This window comes from Pedobacter jamesrossensis (assembly GCF_042650905.1).
Classification (GTDB): domain Bacteria; phylum Bacteroidota; class Bacteroidia; order Sphingobacteriales; family Sphingobacteriaceae; genus Pedobacter; species Pedobacter jamesrossensis.
On record NZ_JBHSBY010000038.1, the window covers coordinates 86,447 to 103,654 of the forward strand.

The following is a 17,208-nucleotide window of genomic DNA, read 5'->3' on the forward strand; positions in this document are numbered from 1 at the left end:
ATACCCTAAAAGACAAAGTTATGAATCAGAACAATACGTTGCTCAAGGATTTAAAAATCTGAATTGCTTATGCCCAGGATGAACGCTGTTTTCGGGAAAGTACAGTTGAGATGCTAGAAGAAGAGGGGTTTAAGGTGCTCATTGTTGCAAGTGATGGACGGGAGCTTCTTGAGCTTACCCAGTTAAGCGAGCAAAAGCCGGATATTTTCTTGACAGATTTAAACATGCCCAACATGAACCGCATACAAGCCACAGCTGAAATTATCAAAAGATGGCCCTCAGCTAAAATTGTTATCTTATCCTCCGAAATTGACGAGTTTTATATCCGTGAGGCAATAAAGGCTGTTGCATCGGCATTTTTGCACAAAATTTCTAACTATAAAGATATCACTCCTTCATTGATCAATCTTTTTAAGACAGGAGTAACCAGCTTGGGCATATAAGTTGCGCTCGCACTAACCAACCAGGTGTCAATTACTGAATTACATCACTAGCGTTCTCAACCCATAATTTATTCGGTACTGCCTGCCAGGCGGCTACTCCCTTTATCAGTTCCTATTGAGCCACTTTGAGGCAGGCTGCAATGGTTAAAAACCTGCGTCGATTCATGACTTTGTCATACTGATCTAAATTAGCTTTTTTCAATATCCGGCCTGCATTTGATAAAGAAGTAGCCGGGATCAAATCCTCACAAAACCAGACCGTTTTTATTTCAAAATTAATCCCCTTGGCTATTCGAGCAAGAGGTGCTTTTAAATTTGCGGTATATCAAGGTTCTTGCGAAATCTGACGGGATTTCGATAGTAAAATCTTTTAATATTTTGTTTAAGTATTTGATTTTAAGCATCTTGATGTGTGGCATTCGGTTTGGTCGAGAGGAGTATAACAGATTCAAAACTAAAATTATGGTAACAACAGTTGAACACAATCCAGCGCCATTCAAGGTTGGTAACAAGGTGAAAGTGTCCGTGAAATTTCCCATCGGACATTATAGAGTACCCAGCTACATCAGGGGAAAGCAGGGAATAATTGTCAGGAATCTTGGCAAGTATATCAATCCTGAGGAAGAATCATTCGGCAAAAATGCGGGAAATAAACTCTGGTATTACATGGTATCCTTTGAGCAGACTGAGGTATGGCCAGATTACCAGGGGAAAAGGTCCGATACCCTGCAGATTGAGATATTTGAAAACTGGTTAGAAACTAATTAAAAACATCATATGGGAACAGAACACAACCATCCTCACGATCATACACCGATCGTTGAAGACGAAAAACCGGCATATTATGAAATTCTTGAGATAGCTATAACAGAATTACTGGTTGAAAAAGGAATTATTTCAAGGGACGATGTGCGTAAGCAAATTGAGGTATTGGACTCACGTTCTCCTGCACTGGGAGCAAAACTTGTTGTCAGGGCATGGAAAGACGATGCTTTTAGAAAGCGATTACTCCAAGATGGTAATTTAGCAGCTGAAGAAATGGGGATCACGATGTATGACGATACCGCCTTTACTGTGCTTGAAGATACCCCGGAGATCCATCACATGATCGTATGTACGCTCTGTTCCTGCTATCCCAGGCCTGTACTGGGACTGCCTCCTGACTGGTACAAAAATAAAACATACCGTCAACGTGCCGTAAAGGAGCCAAGGGCAGTTCTTGAAGAGTTCGGTACCATCGTGCCGGATCATGTACAGATTGTTGTTAACGATTCAACGGCAAATCAAAGGTATATGGTAATGCCGCTAAGACCTGAGGGCACTGAGGATTTTACCGATGAGCAGCTAGAGGCGCTGGTGACAAGAGATACCATGATCGGCGTATCGTTGTGCGCAATTCCTGAAATAAAACAATGTTCAATTTAAATTAACAGATAATGTCAACAGAAGGATTAGTTAAACATCTTCCCAATGATTTTGGGGGTACGGGATGTAGCGATGATAAAATAGAGATATATGAAAGACCCTTGTATCCATGGGAGAAAAGAATCCACGCCCTGCTGGATGTTCTCGATTACTATAAGGTAGTCAATACCGAAGAAAAAAGAAGGGGCACAGAGAACCTTGGATCTGAGATGGCAGCAAAGCTGACGTATTACGAAAAATGGATTGTTTCCGCGGCAAACTGCTTCCTGCAAAAGGGAATTTTAAAACCGGATGAAATCGCGCTGAAAACTAAAGAGGTAGGAGCAAGATATAATATTGAACTGTAATGCAGTATTCAGCAATATTGTTAATGCTTATGCTGGGACTAAGGCATGGCTTTGATCCTGATCACATCGCCATTATCGATGGTGTGGGGGTGAGGCTCGCTCCAACAAAGCCTAACTTGGCTAAGTGGACAGGAACATTGTTCGCCTTTGGCCACGGTTCGGTGGTTACCGGAATCACGGTAACCATTAGTGCTATCAGTCATTCCTGGCACTTTCCAAAACTCGTCTGGGATTTTTTGGACTGGCTTCCGGGAATCCTGCTCATCACTGTAGGAATCATGAACCTGAGAATGTTGCTCAGAAGCGATAACTATGGTCCACAAGGAATCAAGTGGATGCTGGTACCCAGACGCATTAAAAACAGCTCAAGCCCACTGGCTATTGTATTTATCGGAATTCTCTTTGCTATGGTCTTTGATACCAATACCCAGGCGGCAGCCTGGGCTTATGCAGCTACTTCAAAGCTCACTATAGGAAATGCGCTAATTTTAGGGCTTTCCTTTTCCTGTGGAATGATCCTGACCGATACGCTGGACAGCAGGATTCTTTTCAGTCTGATGCTTCGTTCGGCCAATAACGAGTCCGTGCTGAATTATCGTAGGAAACTCGGTTGGATCATTGTTTATGTTTCTTTATTGGTGGGCAGCTACAAGATTCTAACGCATGTTCTGCCGGAGTTTTCGCTAGACGAAGGATTATTGACACTTATTGGAATCTCGTTTTTTATACTGATGAGCGCCTTTTATCTCTATATAATTTACGGGTCAACACCCAAGTCAAAACAGGAAATAAATGGCCATTAAAGATTTAACAACTGTAAAAATGCACTTATTTCTCTGCAATGGAGGAAGCTGTAAACTCAAAGGTGCCGAAGATTCAACCGCTGCAATTAGGGCAGTGCTACAGGAGTACAAACTTGGTGATTTGGTGCATACAACGAAAACGCTTTGCAACGGTCGTTGTAAAGATGGTCCAATTGTGATCTCTATGCCCGGGGGAGAGTGGTTTAAGGAAATGAGTGTACCCTATGCAAGAAGTTTCGTTGAAAAATTTATAATCAAGGGAGACCTTCAACCAGACAAGCTACTTTATCTTCTTGGAGAAGGAAAGATTAACGAAGTCCCGGTTTCAGGAGAACTTGGTGGGACTTGACAAATTCCATTGTTTTCTGAAAATTAAAATATGAATTGATCTCTTACGGCTTAACGACCGACCATAACGCTTATTCTAAATACTAATGAAACGATTAATCTCGATCCTGGCTTTGCTAATCGCTGCTATTTCAGGTGTTGCACAGGAAAAATTTACCGGAAGAATAACCGATAGCATCACATCAGCACCGATAGTGGGAGCAACAATTACGCTAAGTCCTGGTAAAATTATAACCAGTTCGGATGAGACGGGGAGTTTTTTCTTCAAGCTGGTTTCGGGGAAAAAGTATTCAGTTGTCATATCTGCAATCGGTTATGATTCCAGAGCGCTTACTGTCAGCGATTTTGGATCAATGATAAATATTGTGCTCAATGAGAAAATGAGCCAGTTAAGCGAGGTTGTAATCACACCTGATGTTAAAAACCCCAACAAGTTTATTAGCGAGACAGATATCCGCTTTCGTGGGGTATCAAATTCGCAGGAAGTTCTGCGCCTGGTCCCAGGTCTTTTTATAAGTCAACATCAGGGTGGGGGAAAGGCTGAGCAGATTTTTCTCCGGGGTTTTGATAATGACCATGGCAGAGACATTGCCTTATATTCCGACGGTATGCCCATAAATTTGGTTTCACATGCTCATGGGCAAGGTTACGCCGACAGCCATTTTATCATCCCCGAGACCATTGATAGAACCAGCTATGAGAAAGGCGTTTATAATGCCGAAAAAGGGGATCTAGCGGTAAGCGGCGCTGTTGATTACCATACGGCTGATGTCATTGATAAATCCCAGTTCAAAGTAGAAGTGGGGCAATTTGATACTTACCGGATCTTTGGTATTGTTGATCTGCTCGGAAAAAAAAATAGTATAAATGAAAATTCATGGTATGCCGCTTCAGAATATAGATATAGCAACAGTTATTTTGAAAACCCCCAACATTTCAAAAGATTCAATTTCTTCTCCAAGTTACGTAACAAATTGGGTGAAAAAAACTACTTGTCCATCTCCAGTTCGTATTTAAACAGCGATTGGAAAGCGTCCGGCCAAATTCCGGAAAATGCCGTCAATTCTGGAGCCTTGGATTACTTTGGAGCTGTAGATCCCAACGAAGGAGGGGCAACCTCTAGGGCGAACCTGAATATTCAGCTGTTAAGTAAAACCGCAGGTGAGGATAGGATTAAAAATCAATTATATTACACTTATTACAAGTTTGATCTCCATAGTAACTTCAGTTTATTTTTAACCGATACGCTAAATGGAGATGAAATCAGACAACGGGAATCCAGAAATCTGGTTGGCTATAATGGAAGCTATAGACATCAGGGCTCGATAGGATCGCTCAAAACAACTATCGAAGCGGGCATAAATTTTAGATTAGATGCAACCCACAACACGCAAATGGAGCATACCGTTAATCGATATACTACCCTGGGGATACTTAAACTTGGAGATATCACAGAATCAAGTTATAGCGCATATTTTGCGCAGACATTTCATTTCAGTCCAAAAATTACGATGAGGGCGGGAGTGAGGTATGACCGTTTTTTCTTTCTTTACAAAAATAAACTGAGTTCGGATTCTACATTTGAGGGAGTGGGGGCTTATCGCTCCAAAGATCGGATCATCAGCCCCAAAGTAAATTTTTACTACACCATTAATGACCGTTCTCAGATCTACCTGTTTTTAGGCAAGGGCTTCAACTCTAACGATACCAGATCAGTGGTGGCATCAAAGGGGCTTCCGACACTACCTGCGGCCTATGGGATCGATCTGGGTACAGTCCTGAAACCCATGAGAAATTTTTTGCTCAATGCCGTTTTATGGTACAGCTATCTACAGCAAGAATATGTCTATGGTGGAGATGGCGGCACCATAGACTTCAGTGGCAGATCCAGAAGACTTGGCATCGATATTTCCGCACGTTATCAGCCCATTTCAGCACTTTATTTCGATGTGGATGTCAATTTTGCCAATGGTCGCTCACTTGACAGTGCTCCAGGCGAAAATTATATTCCACTTGCCCCTATCTGGAGCAGTTCGGGCGGAATGACCTGCGTTCTCAAGAGTGGACTGAACGGGTCAGTTCGCTTCCGGTATTTATCGGACCGTCCAGCAGATGAAACGTATAGCCTGATTGCAAGAGGATATTTTATTAATGACCTGGTGCTCAACTACACAAAAAAAAGATATGAAGTTGGCTTGACTATAAATAATCTGCTAGGTGTAAGATGGAAAGAATCTCAGTTTCAGGAAGAAACGAGGCTTCGGGGCGGACCCATAGATAATGGAATAACTTTTACCCCCGGTACTAAGTTCTCAGCACTTTTACATCTAAGCTATTTCTTCAGATAAATGTTTGCACAAACCTGTTTGGATAAAATAAACACGATCTGCTTTTAGTCACATTCTTATTTTGCAACCATACTACTAATTTTGTACAGCGGAATGCGCTCGCCACTGTCAAAATAACCTATACTGATTTGAGCCTCAGACACTAGTAGCGGTGGACTGTGCAAAGCTTTAGAAGATATTGAACGGATCTACCCGGTACCAAGAATTACATCGCACCCCGAAGTAGGTGCTTTTGCTGATGCGACCAGTTTTTCACAGCAAAAAAGGTAACACTAAAATAGATGTGAGAGGGATGTTAACCTTTAGTTACAGAAATATTCGGGTAAAATATTTGCTTCAACCGTTTTGGTCTATTTTTTGGAAAAAATGAACTTTTTCAAAATCGAAAACTTTTGGATCTAATAATCAAATACCTAGAGGTTCAACAGCGGTAGCTCTGATAGTGCTGTAATTTTTTTAATATTTTAGAGATACGGCCTTTGAACTAGCCAGTATAGCCGCTTATCATGCTAAAGGCAATGATTAGCAAAACAAGCAAGGTAATTCCAGTATACAGGATATCCTTTGCCAGTGCGAAACTAATTGCAGAAAAGACAACACGCATGATTGGGGTGGCAATAAGTATAATGATGCCCAACTGGATAATTGATTTGGAATTGAGCGATAGCACCCCTTTAAACATTTCTTTTAAAGGCACCGTATAAATTTTGAATGATGTAAAGTCACTAAAGTGACTTCCATGGGCAATCAGGTAACTAATGCCGCCAAAGAGGATAAATGAGAACGAAGTAATTACCCCAATCCTGAGCGCATTTCCGATGAAGGCCTGAAGTCCGTTTTTTGTCAGTTTTTTCATTTATTTATGCGATTTAATGCCTTCATAAATCATTTGGACGGCAAGGAGGGCGACAACAAAAGCAAATATTAAACGCAACAGTTTCGGTGAACTTATTTTGGTTAGTAACTTTGCTCCAGTTAAAGATCCAAGTATTACGCCAATTGCAACTGGCATAGAAATAACCGGATCAATATAACCACGCTGGAAATAGACCACTGCACTTGCAGAGGCGGTTACCCCAATCATAAAATTACTCGTGGTAGTGGAGACTTTAAATGGAACGCGCATAACGGTATCCATAGCAAAAACCTTTAACGCACCAGAACCGATCCCGAGCAGACCTGAGGTCACCCCGGCAAACAGCATAGCGAAGAAGCCTCCCACCACATTGACAACGCTATACTTTATCTGCCGCTTATCAAGCTGATAGGTTCCATTAAGATTTAGCCGCTCTGCCAACTTCGAAACATCTTCGCAACAAATCTCTTTTTTGCTGCGCAATGACATAATTGAAGAGAAAATTAAAATAGCGCCGATTAAAATGGGTATAATATTAACGGGTACATAAACAGACAATAATGCCCCTGCCATAGCTCCGGCAGTGGTTGCGATTTCCAGGAACATGGCCAGTCTGAGATTCGCAACCCCATCGCGAACATATGCTACTCCCGCGCCTGATGAGGTTGCAATGACAGAGAGTAGGGAAGCACCGATCGCATAATGGATATTTACATGCAAAAGGAGCGTTAAAAGTGGTATGACGATAAATCCACCTCCCATCCCCGTCATTGAGCCAATCAATCCAGCGAAATAAGAGCCCAGCAGGATTGTCACCGTTAATAGGAGTATAGTCATGTTCGTTAAGCGTTATTTAATTGGTTGATATCTATTATATGATTGTCAGCGTATTGCCGACTCTAAAAAATGAATTAACAGCGTGTTCTAACAGAAGGAGCAATTACCAGGCTGAGATCGAGTAGCAAAGGCTATCCCTTGATAGCCTTTGTCTAAGGAATTCTTGAAAAGGGTAATTAAAACCCACCCGGTTCATGATCAGTCATGCGATGGGAGGAGCGTCCATGGTTTCTGGTTACAAAATCAGTTTGCGCATGCCCATAAGAGGGAAATTCATGCTCGCTTGCTGGAATATGATCTTGTTCCAGTTCTGGATGTGAATGGTGATGTTGTTCTTCTGAACCCTTTACCTCTTCTTTTTCTTCCTCTTTTTGATTTTTTTTTGATTCCATGGGTCTATTTTGTTTTTGTTATAAGTACTAGGATAACCATTTAACTTTATAATCAAGCTATATGCCATTTCTTTATTCCGCTGGTATACAGCGTTATATCCTTAATCTTGCATTTTTTTTATTAGCCATATTTCGCTCTTTAGCCTCCAATTGATGAAATTTAAAGAAAGAAGAACTTTTTTTGAGTCCGTTTTTCCTAAAGCTTTGATAAAGAGGTTCTTATTGTTGAGTTCGATGTCTTCGAGAACAGCGCTGAATTGATTTCGTTTTAATTTAGCAGATGTTATCTTATCAATATACCACCCCTTGCCCCATGCTGTCCCAGCAAATCCAATTCGAATAGCCTAAATCTATCTACATACCTGAATTAATTGATGTTATTTCGAATGGTGTGATCCATAAAACGAGATTTCGCTAAAAGTAAATACTTGATTTGTTGGTAATTAACTGTTTTTCAGGTGTATAACTTTTGGTACTGAATTGGGTGAATGTAAAGGCAGGCATCACTTGTTTCGATGTGTGTAGTAAGCTTCAGCGCCTTTTAAATTTACATTTCGTAAACCCTTAATCATCCGATATGAAAATTTCCATCTCACTAACCATACTGGCCTTCTGCCTTTTTGGTTGTTCACAAAAAAAACAGCAGCAAACTGCTCTGGCTGAACTGCCCGTAGGAATTGTTTCAAAAAAATCAGTAACGACCTTTCAAAACTATCCCGCCTCGATCGAAGGTATTCTCAATATTGAGATCAGGCCCCAGATAAACGGCATTTTGGAGCAAACCTATGTGGATGATGGTGGGTATGTGCTCAAAGGGCAGAAGTTATTTCGAATTGAAAGTGCTCCCTTCGATCAAAAGCTTAAAAATTCGATGGCCAGTTTAAAATCTGCCAAAGCCTCCCTCGATCATGCGCAGATCGAAATTGACAAACTAACTCCGCTAGTTCAAAACCATGTGGTCTCGGATTATCAGCTCAAGACCGCGCTCGCTGCAAGAGAGAGTGCACAGGGTATGCTAGAACAGTCGAAAGCGGATATCGCATCAGCTCGAATCAATCTCGGTTATACCATTATCAAAGCACCTGCAACTGGTTACATAGGTCGATTGCTTCGAAAGCAGGGAAGTCTTGTTGGGCCAGGCGACCCCTCCCCATTGACAGAGCTCTCGCAGGTAAATCAGGTGCGAGTGTTTTTTGCTATGGGGGAGGGTGATTTCATAATTTTCAAAACTCAGTATCCAGGAAGGACACTTGAGGATAAGCTCAAAAACCTTCCGCCGGTTGAACTTCTTACCGCAGATGACAGTACCTTCGCAACCAAAGGCAAGGTTGATATCGTGAACGGGCAGTTCGACCGCAATACAGGTGCGATTACTTTTCGGGCGACTTTCGACAATCCCGACAGGACTCTGCGGGCAGGAAATACCGGGAAGATCAAAATGGGTCTCAACTTCAGCGGGCAGTTGGTTGTACCCCAGTCCGCTACCCTGGAAATGCAGGATCAGACATTTGTGTTCGTTGTTGACAACCATAATAAGGTCTCCAAGCAGTTGGTCAGCATCATTGGTAAATCCGGTGTAGACTATCTGATAAAATCAGAATTAAAAGGAGGTTTAAAGGCAGGTGATAAGATTGTGCTTAACGGTTTTGATCACCTTCATGAAGGTGATCTCATCAAACCGGTTCCTATAAGCAATGAACCCGTGGTTAAAAATTAATATAAGCATATGTTAAAGAGATTTATTGAAAGGCCTGTACTGGCGACTGTGATATCGTCTATACTTGTTATTCTGGGAATAATTGGCCTTTACAGTTTACCGTTAGAAAGATTTCCCGATATTGCTCCACCAGCTGTAAAGGTAACCGCTATCTACCCTGGCGCTAATGCCGAAACAATCCTTCGCTCCGTTGCACCATCTTTAGAGGAGGCGATTAATGGAGTGGACAATATGACCTATATCAGTTCAGTTGCCAGTAATGATGGCTCACTGGTGATCTCCATTTTTTTCAAAAAGGGAACCGATCCGGACCAGGCAGCAGTGAATGTACAGAACCGTGTCTCCCAGGCAACAAGCCAGCTTCCGCCGGAAGTGGTACAAAGAGGTATAATTACCTCCAAACAGGAAAACAGTATACTTATGGTAGAAACCATATATAGTGATAAATCCGGTCAGTATGATCAGAAGTTTTTGACCAATTACGCTAATATTAATATCATACCCGATTTAAAGCGTATAGAGGGAGTGGGTCAGGCCTTCATTATAGGAGGAAATAAGGAGTATTCCATGAGGATTTGGTTAAAACCGAGCAAAATGGCGGCTTATCATCTTTCCACCAGGGAAGTGCTGGAAGCGATAGATGATCAGAATTTAGAAGCTGCACCAGGAAAGTTCGGAGAGGACAGTAGGGAATCTTTTGAATATGTTATAAAATATGAAGGAAAACTAAACAGGCCTGCCGAATATGAAGACTTTGTCATCAGGGCAAACCCGGACGGCTCTACATTGCGACTCAAAGATGTATCCCGGGTCGAATTTGGTTCATATACCTATAACAGCGTAAATACAGTAAGTGGTAAGCCCGGAATTACCCTAGCCTTGACACAATTGCCAGGTTCCAATGCAAATGAGATTCAGATCCAGGCCAACAAATTATTGAGTGATGCGAGTAAAAATTATCCAAAGGGCGTTCATAACCTGGCCATTTATAACACGAAGACCGCGCTTGATACTTCCATAGAACAGGTAAAACATACGTTGATCGAAGCCTTCATCCTGGTTTTTATTGTCGTGTATTTGTTTCTTCAGGATTTCCGCTCTACGCTTATACCTGCGATTGCCGTACCCGTAGCGATAATCGGGACATTTTTTTTCATGGATATTTTTGGTTTTACCATTAATCTTTTGACTCTATTTGCGTTGGTGTTAGCCATTGGTATTGTCGTCGATGACGCCATTGTGGTCGTAGAGGCTGTACACTCAAAGATGGAACACGAAAAACTTGCTCCTGCCGAGGCTACTTTAGCCGCGATGCATGAAATCTCGGGTGCCATTGTCTCCATAACGTTAGTGATGGCCGCAGTGTTTCTTCCAGTTGGTCTGATAAAAGGTTCAACAGGCTTATTCTACAGGCAATTTGCTTTCACACTTGCCATCGCCATAGTTATCTCGGCGGTGAATGCCTTAACGCTCAGCCCCGCACTCTGCGCCCTGATCCTGCGCAGCCCACATGACCAGAAAAGTGATGGCTTGATGAAGCCCAGCTTTAAGGAGCGATTTTTCATGTATTTCAACGCCGCATTCAGCTTTATGGTTCAAAAATATGTGAAAAGCCTGTATGTTCTGATCCGTTTTAAGTGGCTGTGCTTTGTTGCATTGGGATTAATCGTGGGGGTAACAACTGTAATGGTTGAAAAGACTCAAACAGGGTACATACCGACCGAGGATGTTGGTTTTTTGGCAATTGCCATAAACATGCAACCCGGGGCATCGCTTGACCGAATGAAAAAGCTTTCCGCCCAGGCCGAAAGATCACTGGAGGATATGCCACAAGTTAGAGCAGTAAATACCCTAACGGGCTTTAATTTTCTGACCTTTTCCAACAGTCCATCCTCAACTCAACTATTTATTATCCTAAAGCCGGTCAGCCAGCGCGGACCGGTGAAAAGTATTCCCGACATCATGGTTGCTGCGCAGCAAAAAATGTCAATGGTTAAAGGCCTCGACTTTTTCGTATTCGAGTTTCCATCCATTCCCGGATACAGCAATGTAGAAGGTCTTGATGTTGTCTTACAGGACCGGACCGGAGATGCTAATCTCAACAAGTTCAGCGATATTGAGAATAATTACCTTTCTGCCCTGATGAAGCGTAAGGAAATTGCCTACGCATTCACAACCTTCCGATCAGACTATCCCCAATTCGACCTAAAAATAGATAAATTAAAGGCGAAACAGTTAGGCGTCGGAATTAGAGATATTCTTTCAACCATGCAAACCTATTTTGGAAGTATTCAGGCTTCCGATTTTAACCGATTTGGCAAATACTACAGGGTCGTAGCGCAGGCTGACGTCTCTGATCGTTCGGACCCGACAAAACTGAACGAAGTCTTTGTAAAATCAAGAAACGGTGAGATGCTCCCGCTAAATACCCTGGTGAAATTGAAGCGGGTCTACGGCCCTGAGACAGCAACCCGTTATAACCTGTTCAACTCCATATCACTCACCGCCCTTCCAAAAGAGGGATATAGTTCAGGTGACGCCATCAGAGCGGTGCAGGAAGTCTCCGCAACCGCCCTTCCCGAAAATTATTCCCAGACTTTCTCGGGACTCACAAAAGAACAGATTAGCGCTGGTAGTCAGGCTCTGATCATATTTGCGCTGTGTTTGGTATTCGTGTATTTTCTTTTGTCTGCCCAGTATGAAAGCTATATTCTTCCTTTTGCGGTAATTCTTTCCATTCCTAACGGCATCTTTGGTGTTTTTATAGCGATTGGTTTAACAGGCATCGAAAACAATATATATGTTCAGGTGGCGCTCATAATGTTGATTGGACTCCTCTCCAAAAATGCTATCCTTATCGTCGAATTTGCCGTACAGCACAGAAGAGCAGGTCAGACCATTATCAAATCCGCGATCGAGGCTGCCAGGCTCCGAATACGCCCGATCATTATGACCTCCTATGCCTTTGTTGCCGGAATGATCCCAATGATGAGCGCTTCAGGACCATCTGCAAACGGAAATCATTCAATTAGCATTGCTGCTGCGGGCGGTATGCTTTTTGGGGTGATGTTGGGCTTATCATTTATTCCGGTCTTCTTTGTCGTATTTCAGACCCTCCAGGAAAAAATCAGCAGAAGGCCTGTTGTATCAGTTGCAGACCCATCTTCAAACTCTTAGCTATGATGAACTTTAAATATTATTTCTGCACTTTGGTTTTCGCGATGCTCACCGCCAGTATATGGTCGTCCTGCAGCGTTTCCAAAAATATGCCTGCTCCGGACATGCATCTTCCAGCAGGTTTTAATAATGCTGCTGCAGTCATGGACACCAACTCCATTTCTACGGTCAGGTGGTCGGATTTTTTCGCAGATCAGCAATTGACCAATCTTATTTCGAAGGCTATCGAGCGAAACAATGATCTCCAGATTGCCCTAAAAAATATTGAGTCTGCCCAACTTATTTTCCAGCAGGTAAGTTCTGCTAATCTTCCGGCTTTGGGACTGCAGGCAACAAGCTCAATTAATCGCCCCTCTGATAATAGTATCAACAGCTTAAATCTTAAGCAGTCAATAAATACTACTCATGTCCAAGACTATAGCCTTGCAGCTTACATATCATGGGAAGCTGATATCTGGGGAAAAATAAAGAGCCAAAAAGCAGCCTCGCTCGCCAGTTACCTGCAAACCAAGGAAGTGAGAAATGTCGTTCAAACTAGAATTGTAAGTGAGGTAGCCAAGGGTTATTACAACCTGCTCATGCTAGATGCATTACTAGAGATTTCCGAAAAAAATCTAAGGCTTAACGACAGCACTGTCAATATTGTCAAACTGCAGTTTGATGCTGGGTTGGTGAGTGCTCTTGCTGTTGAACAAGCGGTAGCTCAGAGGCTTTCCTCCGAAGAACTTATTCCGGCATTTCAACAGCGGATCACGCTGCAGGAGAACGCCATCAACCTGCTCATTGGTGAATTTCCATCTAGCGTGCAGCGGACAAAAAAACTTTCTGATTATATACTGCCTGAACGCTTAAGTGCAGGTGTGCCTACAGAACTGCTCAGCCATCGGCCCGATGTAAGGGCAGTCGAATTCGAGCTTGCCAGATCAAATGCGGATGTCGGATACACCAAGGCGCAAATGTATCCTTCACTGACTATTACCGCCCTTACCGGATTAGATGCTTTTAAAGCCAGTAACTGGTTCAACATCCCGGCCTCCCTGTTTGGAAGCGCTGCAGCAAACCTCACACAGCCCATATTTAACCAGAAGAAACTGCGCACACAGTATGAGCTTGCGAAAATACAACGCGAATCTTCTATTGTTCGCTTCCGGCAATCTGTTCTTGTCGCTGTCGAGGAGGTATCAGGCGCACTGTTAAAACTCGATAAATTAAAAGCGCAGCAAAACATTGAAGCCCAGCGAGCGAGCACACTGAGATATGCTACTGTTAATTCACAATTACTTTTTAAAAATGGTTTAGCGAGCTATCTAGAGGTTCTACTTGCCCAAGGTAATGTTCTGCAGAGTGAGCTGCAGCTGGCCAACCTCCAAAAGGAGCGTTTAGATGCTATGGTGGATCTATACCGCTCGGTTGGAGGTGGCTGGAAGTAAGGGTTTTAAGGGTATCCTCTAGCATGTTGAGTGAAAGACTTCTGCCAACATATGCTTGCAGTCAGGGATATTTGAGGAGCAAATAGTGTTGCATAATCCCGCAACAAGCCAGTATTATTCTTCCCTCAAAATCTCCAATTTCTCTTAATAATATTAAGCTAACTTTCTTTTTGCTATTTTATATAAGGTTTGGAAAAATAGAAAGATAATAACAGCTGTAGTCAACACCAAAAGTACAGCAGCTAATAACTGATGCACCCAGTCAGGTTTGTGCTGAGCATATATCTGTGTAGAAATAGTAACTGCAGATAAGGGGAAGCTCACCGCCCACCAGCTTACCTTGAAAGGACAGGAATAAAGGACCATTGATATTTTGCTTCCAAGTACCAGCAGCAAAAAGATGTTAAAATAAAAAAGTGCACCCAGAATGGTATCGGATACTCCTTTGAATTGTCCGTAGACTGTGAAAGCCAGGGCCATCGGTGCCAAAAGAATTAAAATCGAGGGCTGGACGGCCTCGGGCAGCGCGGGCTGGAAGATAAGTCTGCTGATTATAATTGTCAATAAGATTATCGAAAATATTGATCCGATGCCAAAGGCCATAATTGATATCTCACTCATACCAGGCAGGTCGATCTGATGACCCACTATGGGTAAATCAAGCATACCGACAATCGGTAAAACCCAGACCGGCATTGCCTTTTCCTGTTCCTGCATATTGTCAATCCAGCTTCGAAAGACGTACCATGCAAAAAGAAACATACTTGAGGCGCCGAATATCCACATGACTTTTGCAGTCAGAGGGAGATAGGGTAATATCACGCCGGGTAGTAGTAATAAGCTGACGGAAATTGTCGCAAAAAAACAGAGTGTCACAGGATTTTTGAATTCTGATGAAACTAAATCCCGGTATTTTATACTTTTCACGCTATAACAAAAAGCCAGTGCGATAAACGACACGACTGCCATCCATCCAAATATTATGGAAGGTACTTCTGTAAAATGCCAGTATTTTTCTGCACGTCTCCATGAAAAGCACAATCCGCACAGTCCCATTACGCTTCCAAAAAGGCTGACCGGCATAAATTGAATAAATGAAATTTTGGTAGAGTTATTCAGGTTCATTGTTTTTGCAATCGTTAGTTAAAAATTTATTCCTTTAGGTTATTACAGTAAAAATTTAGTGCCAATGTTTATGTCGTTATAAATCAGTAATTTGTGTCTTTATCGTATTATTTGATCCTGCGAGATATCAATTTTTATTCTCTCAGAATGATATGCGAACAATCGGATCTTAAAACCAATAGAGAACAAAAAATAGATACCCACCTGATGACTCAAATCTATTCCGGGATTTAACTAATGGTTTGTAAAATGTCGATATACCGCGATATCAATAAATTCAAATTATGTTTAAATAGCTGTTAATGAGTTGTTTGTGTCTTGGCACTGATTTAGGATATATTGTACAAAATTAAAATCTTGCAAATTAAATCAATTTAACATGAAAACACGAAAATTAACCAGCTGGTTCAGGAATCTAATGGCTTTGTTAGTCCTTTTATGCACCTTTTGCTTTACCTCAAAAACTAATGCTCAGGGAATGCCTGTAAAAAACATCGTGATCGTCCATGGTGCCTTTGCAGATGCATCAGGCTGGAGGGGTGTTTATGAACAGCTTACCAAAAAGGGCTATAACGTAACTTTGGTGCAAAACCCATGTACCTCGCTAAAGGAAGATGTTGAGGCCGCAAATTTTGCGATAGACAAGATGGACGGACCAGTTGTGCTTGTTGGACATTCATATGGTGGAACAGTAATTACTCAAGCGGGGGCCAACGCAAAAGTTGTGGCGCTTGTCTACGTAAATGCTTTTCAGCCGGAAGTGGGCGAAAATACCCTGGACCTTGCTGGAAGTGCACCTCCAAAACCGGAAAATGGTCTGATGGCACCTGATCAAAAAGGTAATGTTTATTATGAAAAAGCGAAGTTTCACGCAGGTTTTTGCGCCGATGTAAATAAGGAAACAGCTGAGTTTATGTTCGCATCCTCAGGATTTATTCCTGCTTCTGCTTTCGCAGCACGCGTGACCGAAGCCGCCTGGAAAAACAAGCCAACATTTGGAATATCAGCCTCGGATGACAAGAGCATCAATCCGGTTATTACCCTCAACGGCTACAAAAGATCAAATAGTGTTGTAACCCAGATGAAAGGAAGCCATGTCGTGTTCATGACTCATCCACAAGAGGTTTCAGCAGTTATAATTGCTGCTGCTTTAAAAGGCGCCAATTAAGTATACTATATACCTTCAGCAATATATTTATGGGCAGCTTGATTGGGCATCTAAATTAAAGCCAGAAAGGCCTAATGAGGTTATAGATACATAAATACTCACTAAATCAACTAATATCAATAAAGAAATGGAAGCTAAAATTGGAATCAATCAGGATAACCTTGCCAAGGTTGCACATTCCCTAAGTAACATTCTTGCGGATGAATATGTGCTTTACACCAAAACCAGGAGAGCGCACTGGAATGTAGAGGGACCAGATTTTTACAACAAACACAAATTTTTTGAAGAGCAGTATAATGATTTGGAAACTATCGTTGATGAGGTGGCAGAGCGAATCCGTAAGCTTGGGCATTATGCTCCAGCATCACTAAAGCAAATACTCGAGCTAACCCATCTTACAGAAGATGATCGAGGTAAAAATGATGCCGTCAGCTACATTAAGGCTCTTCTTGCTGACCATGAGAGTATATTGATTCATCTTAGGGAGAATATCGATAATTATTCCGGTCCCCTAAGGGATGCAGGTACGAGCGATTACATCACCGGGTTATTGGAAAAGCATGAGACAATGGCGTGGATGCTTCGGGCGCACTTATCCTAATTTGTGAAATAAGTCCCTGCTTATACTATGGTTTCCTAAATTAACAAAAATCAGTTTGGTCTTTCAATTTATTTTCGATTTGCTAAGGGGCTGTATCATAAATAAAATGATCAGTCCTTTTATTTTGCTTAAATTTTTTATATTTTTTTATGTTATTTTTTGGTTTAAAGTGTTGATTTTCATATATTTAT

At 42.0% G+C, this 17,208-nt stretch carries 16 protein-coding genes; 12 read left to right on the forward strand and 4 right to left on the reverse strand.

Annotated elements, in window-relative coordinates; genetic code table 11:
- Positions 1–62 precede the first annotated feature (62 nt).
- The 7 genes from ACFOUY_RS08815 (at position 63) to ACFOUY_RS08845 (ending at position 5,714) form a co-directional block, all read left to right on the forward strand.
- Complete coding sequence (locus ACFOUY_RS08815; RefSeq protein WP_378960155.1) at positions 63–443, forward strand: response regulator; 381 nt, start codon at positions 63–65, stop codon at positions 441–443.
- A 462-nt stretch (positions 444–905) separates the two neighbouring features.
- Positions 906–1,211: an SH3-like domain-containing protein gene (locus ACFOUY_RS08820; protein WP_378960138.1), complete on the forward strand. Its 306-nt coding sequence runs from the start codon at positions 906–908 to the stop codon at positions 1,209–1,211.
- Between the two features lie 9 nt (positions 1,212–1,220).
- Positions 1,221–1,868 carry a nitrile hydratase subunit alpha gene (locus ACFOUY_RS08825; protein WP_378960139.1) on the forward strand — a complete coding sequence of 216 codons (648 nt, stop codon included), beginning with the start codon at positions 1,221–1,223 and terminating at the stop codon, positions 1,866–1,868.
- 11 nt (positions 1,869–1,879) lie between these two features.
- The gene (locus ACFOUY_RS08830) at positions 1,880–2,215 is read left to right on the forward strand and encodes a hypothetical protein (protein WP_378960140.1); all 336 of its coding nucleotides are present in this window, start codon (positions 1,880–1,882) and stop codon (positions 2,213–2,215) included.
- On the forward strand, positions 2,215–3,018 hold the full coding sequence (locus tag ACFOUY_RS08835; protein ID WP_378960141.1) for a HoxN/HupN/NixA family nickel/cobalt transporter: 804 nt from the start codon (positions 2,215–2,217) through the stop codon (positions 3,016–3,018). Before ACFOUY_RS08830 ends, ACFOUY_RS08835 begins: the two co-directional genes overlap by 1 nt.
- On the forward strand, positions 3,008–3,367 hold the full coding sequence (locus ACFOUY_RS08840; protein WP_378960142.1) for a (2Fe-2S) ferredoxin domain-containing protein: 360 nt from the start codon (positions 3,008–3,010) through the stop codon (positions 3,365–3,367). Before ACFOUY_RS08835 ends, ACFOUY_RS08840 begins: the two co-directional genes overlap by 11 nt.
- 85 nt (positions 3,368–3,452) lie before the next feature.
- A complete protein-coding gene (locus ACFOUY_RS08845) occupies positions 3,453–5,714 on the forward strand; it encodes a TonB-dependent receptor (RefSeq protein ID WP_378960143.1) in 2,262 nt (753 codons plus the stop codon).
- 484 nt (positions 5,715–6,198) lie between these two features.
- Here the strand turns inward: ACFOUY_RS08845 and ACFOUY_RS08850 are convergent, their stop codons facing one another.
- The 3 genes from ACFOUY_RS08850 to ACFOUY_RS08860 form a co-directional block, all read right to left on the reverse strand.
- Positions 6,199–6,570 (reverse strand): DUF1634 domain-containing protein, encoded by a 372-nt coding sequence (locus ACFOUY_RS08850; RefSeq protein WP_378960144.1) that lies wholly within the window; start codon positions 6,568–6,570, stop codon positions 6,199–6,201.
- Complete coding sequence (locus ACFOUY_RS08855) at positions 6,571–7,407, reverse strand: sulfite exporter TauE/SafE family protein (RefSeq protein ID WP_378960145.1); 837 nt, start codon at positions 7,405–7,407, stop codon at positions 6,571–6,573.
- 176 nt (positions 7,408–7,583) lie between these two features.
- Entirely contained in the window at positions 7,584–7,799 is a 216-nt protein-coding gene (locus tag ACFOUY_RS08860) for a hypothetical protein (RefSeq protein WP_378960146.1), read from the reverse strand.
- 577 nt (positions 7,800–8,376) lie between these two features.
- Here ACFOUY_RS08860 and ACFOUY_RS08865 point away from each other — a divergent pair.
- The 3 genes from ACFOUY_RS08865 to ACFOUY_RS08875 are packed head-to-tail and all read left to right on the forward strand — an operon-like array spanning position 8,377 to position 14,123.
- Positions 8,377–9,516 (forward strand): efflux RND transporter periplasmic adaptor subunit, encoded by a 1,140-nt coding sequence (locus ACFOUY_RS08865; RefSeq protein WP_378960147.1) that lies wholly within the window; start codon positions 8,377–8,379, stop codon positions 9,514–9,516.
- 9 nt (positions 9,517–9,525) lie between these two features.
- Positions 9,526–12,693 carry an efflux RND transporter permease subunit gene (locus ACFOUY_RS08870; RefSeq protein WP_378960148.1) on the forward strand — a complete coding sequence of 1,056 codons (3,168 nt, stop codon included), beginning with the start codon at positions 9,526–9,528 and terminating at the stop codon, positions 12,691–12,693.
- 2 nt (positions 12,694–12,695) lie between these two features.
- Entirely contained in the window at positions 12,696–14,123 is a 1,428-nt protein-coding gene (locus ACFOUY_RS08875; RefSeq protein ID WP_378960149.1) for an efflux transporter outer membrane subunit, read from the forward strand.
- Between the two features lie 153 nt (positions 14,124–14,276).
- Here ACFOUY_RS08875 and ACFOUY_RS08880 read toward each other — a convergent pair whose 3' ends face one another.
- Positions 14,277–15,248, reverse strand: a complete 972-nt coding sequence (locus tag ACFOUY_RS08880) for an SLAC1 anion channel family protein (protein ID WP_378960150.1) — start codon at positions 15,246–15,248, stop codon at positions 14,277–14,279.
- 379 nt (positions 15,249–15,627) lie between these two features.
- Between ACFOUY_RS08880 and ACFOUY_RS08885 the strand changes: the two genes are divergently transcribed.
- Both ACFOUY_RS08885 and ACFOUY_RS08890 read left to right on the forward strand, forming a co-directional pair.
- Positions 15,628–16,416, forward strand: a complete 789-nt coding sequence (locus tag ACFOUY_RS08885) for an alpha/beta hydrolase (RefSeq protein ID WP_378960151.1) — start codon at positions 15,628–15,630, stop codon at positions 16,414–16,416.
- A gap of 127 nt (positions 16,417–16,543) precedes the next feature.
- Complete coding sequence (locus tag ACFOUY_RS08890) at positions 16,544–17,017, forward strand: Dps family protein (protein WP_378960152.1); 474 nt, start codon at positions 16,544–16,546, stop codon at positions 17,015–17,017.
- Positions 17,018–17,208 lie beyond the last annotated feature (191 nt).

Excerpts from the sequence above, each read along its gene's own strand:
- ACFOUY_RS08820 (WP_378960138.1), top strand. The coding sequence starts at position 906 with ATGGTAACAACAGTTGAACACAATCCAGCGCCATTCAAGGTTGGTAAC.
- ACFOUY_RS08825 (WP_378960139.1), top strand. The coding sequence starts at position 1,221 with ATGGGAACAGAACACAACCATCCTCACGATCATACACCGATCGTTGAA.
- ACFOUY_RS08830 (WP_378960140.1), top strand. The coding sequence starts at position 1,880 with ATGTCAACAGAAGGATTAGTTAAACATCTTCCCAATGATTTTGGGGGT.
- ACFOUY_RS08835 (WP_378960141.1), top strand. The coding sequence starts at position 2,215 with ATGCAGTATTCAGCAATATTGTTAATGCTTATGCTGGGACTAAGGCAT.
- ACFOUY_RS08840 (WP_378960142.1), top strand. The coding sequence starts at position 3,008 with ATGGCCATTAAAGATTTAACAACTGTAAAAATGCACTTATTTCTCTGC.
- ACFOUY_RS08845 (WP_378960143.1), top strand. The coding sequence starts at position 3,453 with ATGAAACGATTAATCTCGATCCTGGCTTTGCTAATCGCTGCTATTTCA.
- ACFOUY_RS08850 (WP_378960144.1), bottom strand. The coding sequence starts at position 6,570 with ATGAAAAAACTGACAAAAAACGGACTTCAGGCCTTCATCGGAAATGCG.
- ACFOUY_RS08855 (WP_378960145.1), bottom strand. The coding sequence starts at position 7,407 with ATGACTATACTCCTATTAACGGTGACAATCCTGCTGGGCTCTTATTTC.
- ACFOUY_RS08860 (WP_378960146.1), bottom strand. The coding sequence starts at position 7,799 with ATGGAATCAAAAAAAAATCAAAAAGAGGAAGAAAAAGAAGAGGTAAAG.
- ACFOUY_RS08865 (WP_378960147.1), top strand. The coding sequence starts at position 8,377 with ATGAAAATTTCCATCTCACTAACCATACTGGCCTTCTGCCTTTTTGGT.
- ACFOUY_RS08870 (WP_378960148.1), top strand. The coding sequence starts at position 9,526 with ATGTTAAAGAGATTTATTGAAAGGCCTGTACTGGCGACTGTGATATCG.
- ACFOUY_RS08875 (WP_378960149.1), top strand. The coding sequence starts at position 12,696 with ATGATGAACTTTAAATATTATTTCTGCACTTTGGTTTTCGCGATGCTC.
- ACFOUY_RS08880 (WP_378960150.1), bottom strand. The coding sequence starts at position 15,248 with ATGAACCTGAATAACTCTACCAAAATTTCATTTATTCAATTTATGCCG.
- ACFOUY_RS08885 (WP_378960151.1), top strand. The coding sequence starts at position 15,628 with ATGAAAACACGAAAATTAACCAGCTGGTTCAGGAATCTAATGGCTTTG.
- ACFOUY_RS08890 (WP_378960152.1), top strand. The coding sequence starts at position 16,544 with ATGGAAGCTAAAATTGGAATCAATCAGGATAACCTTGCCAAGGTTGCA.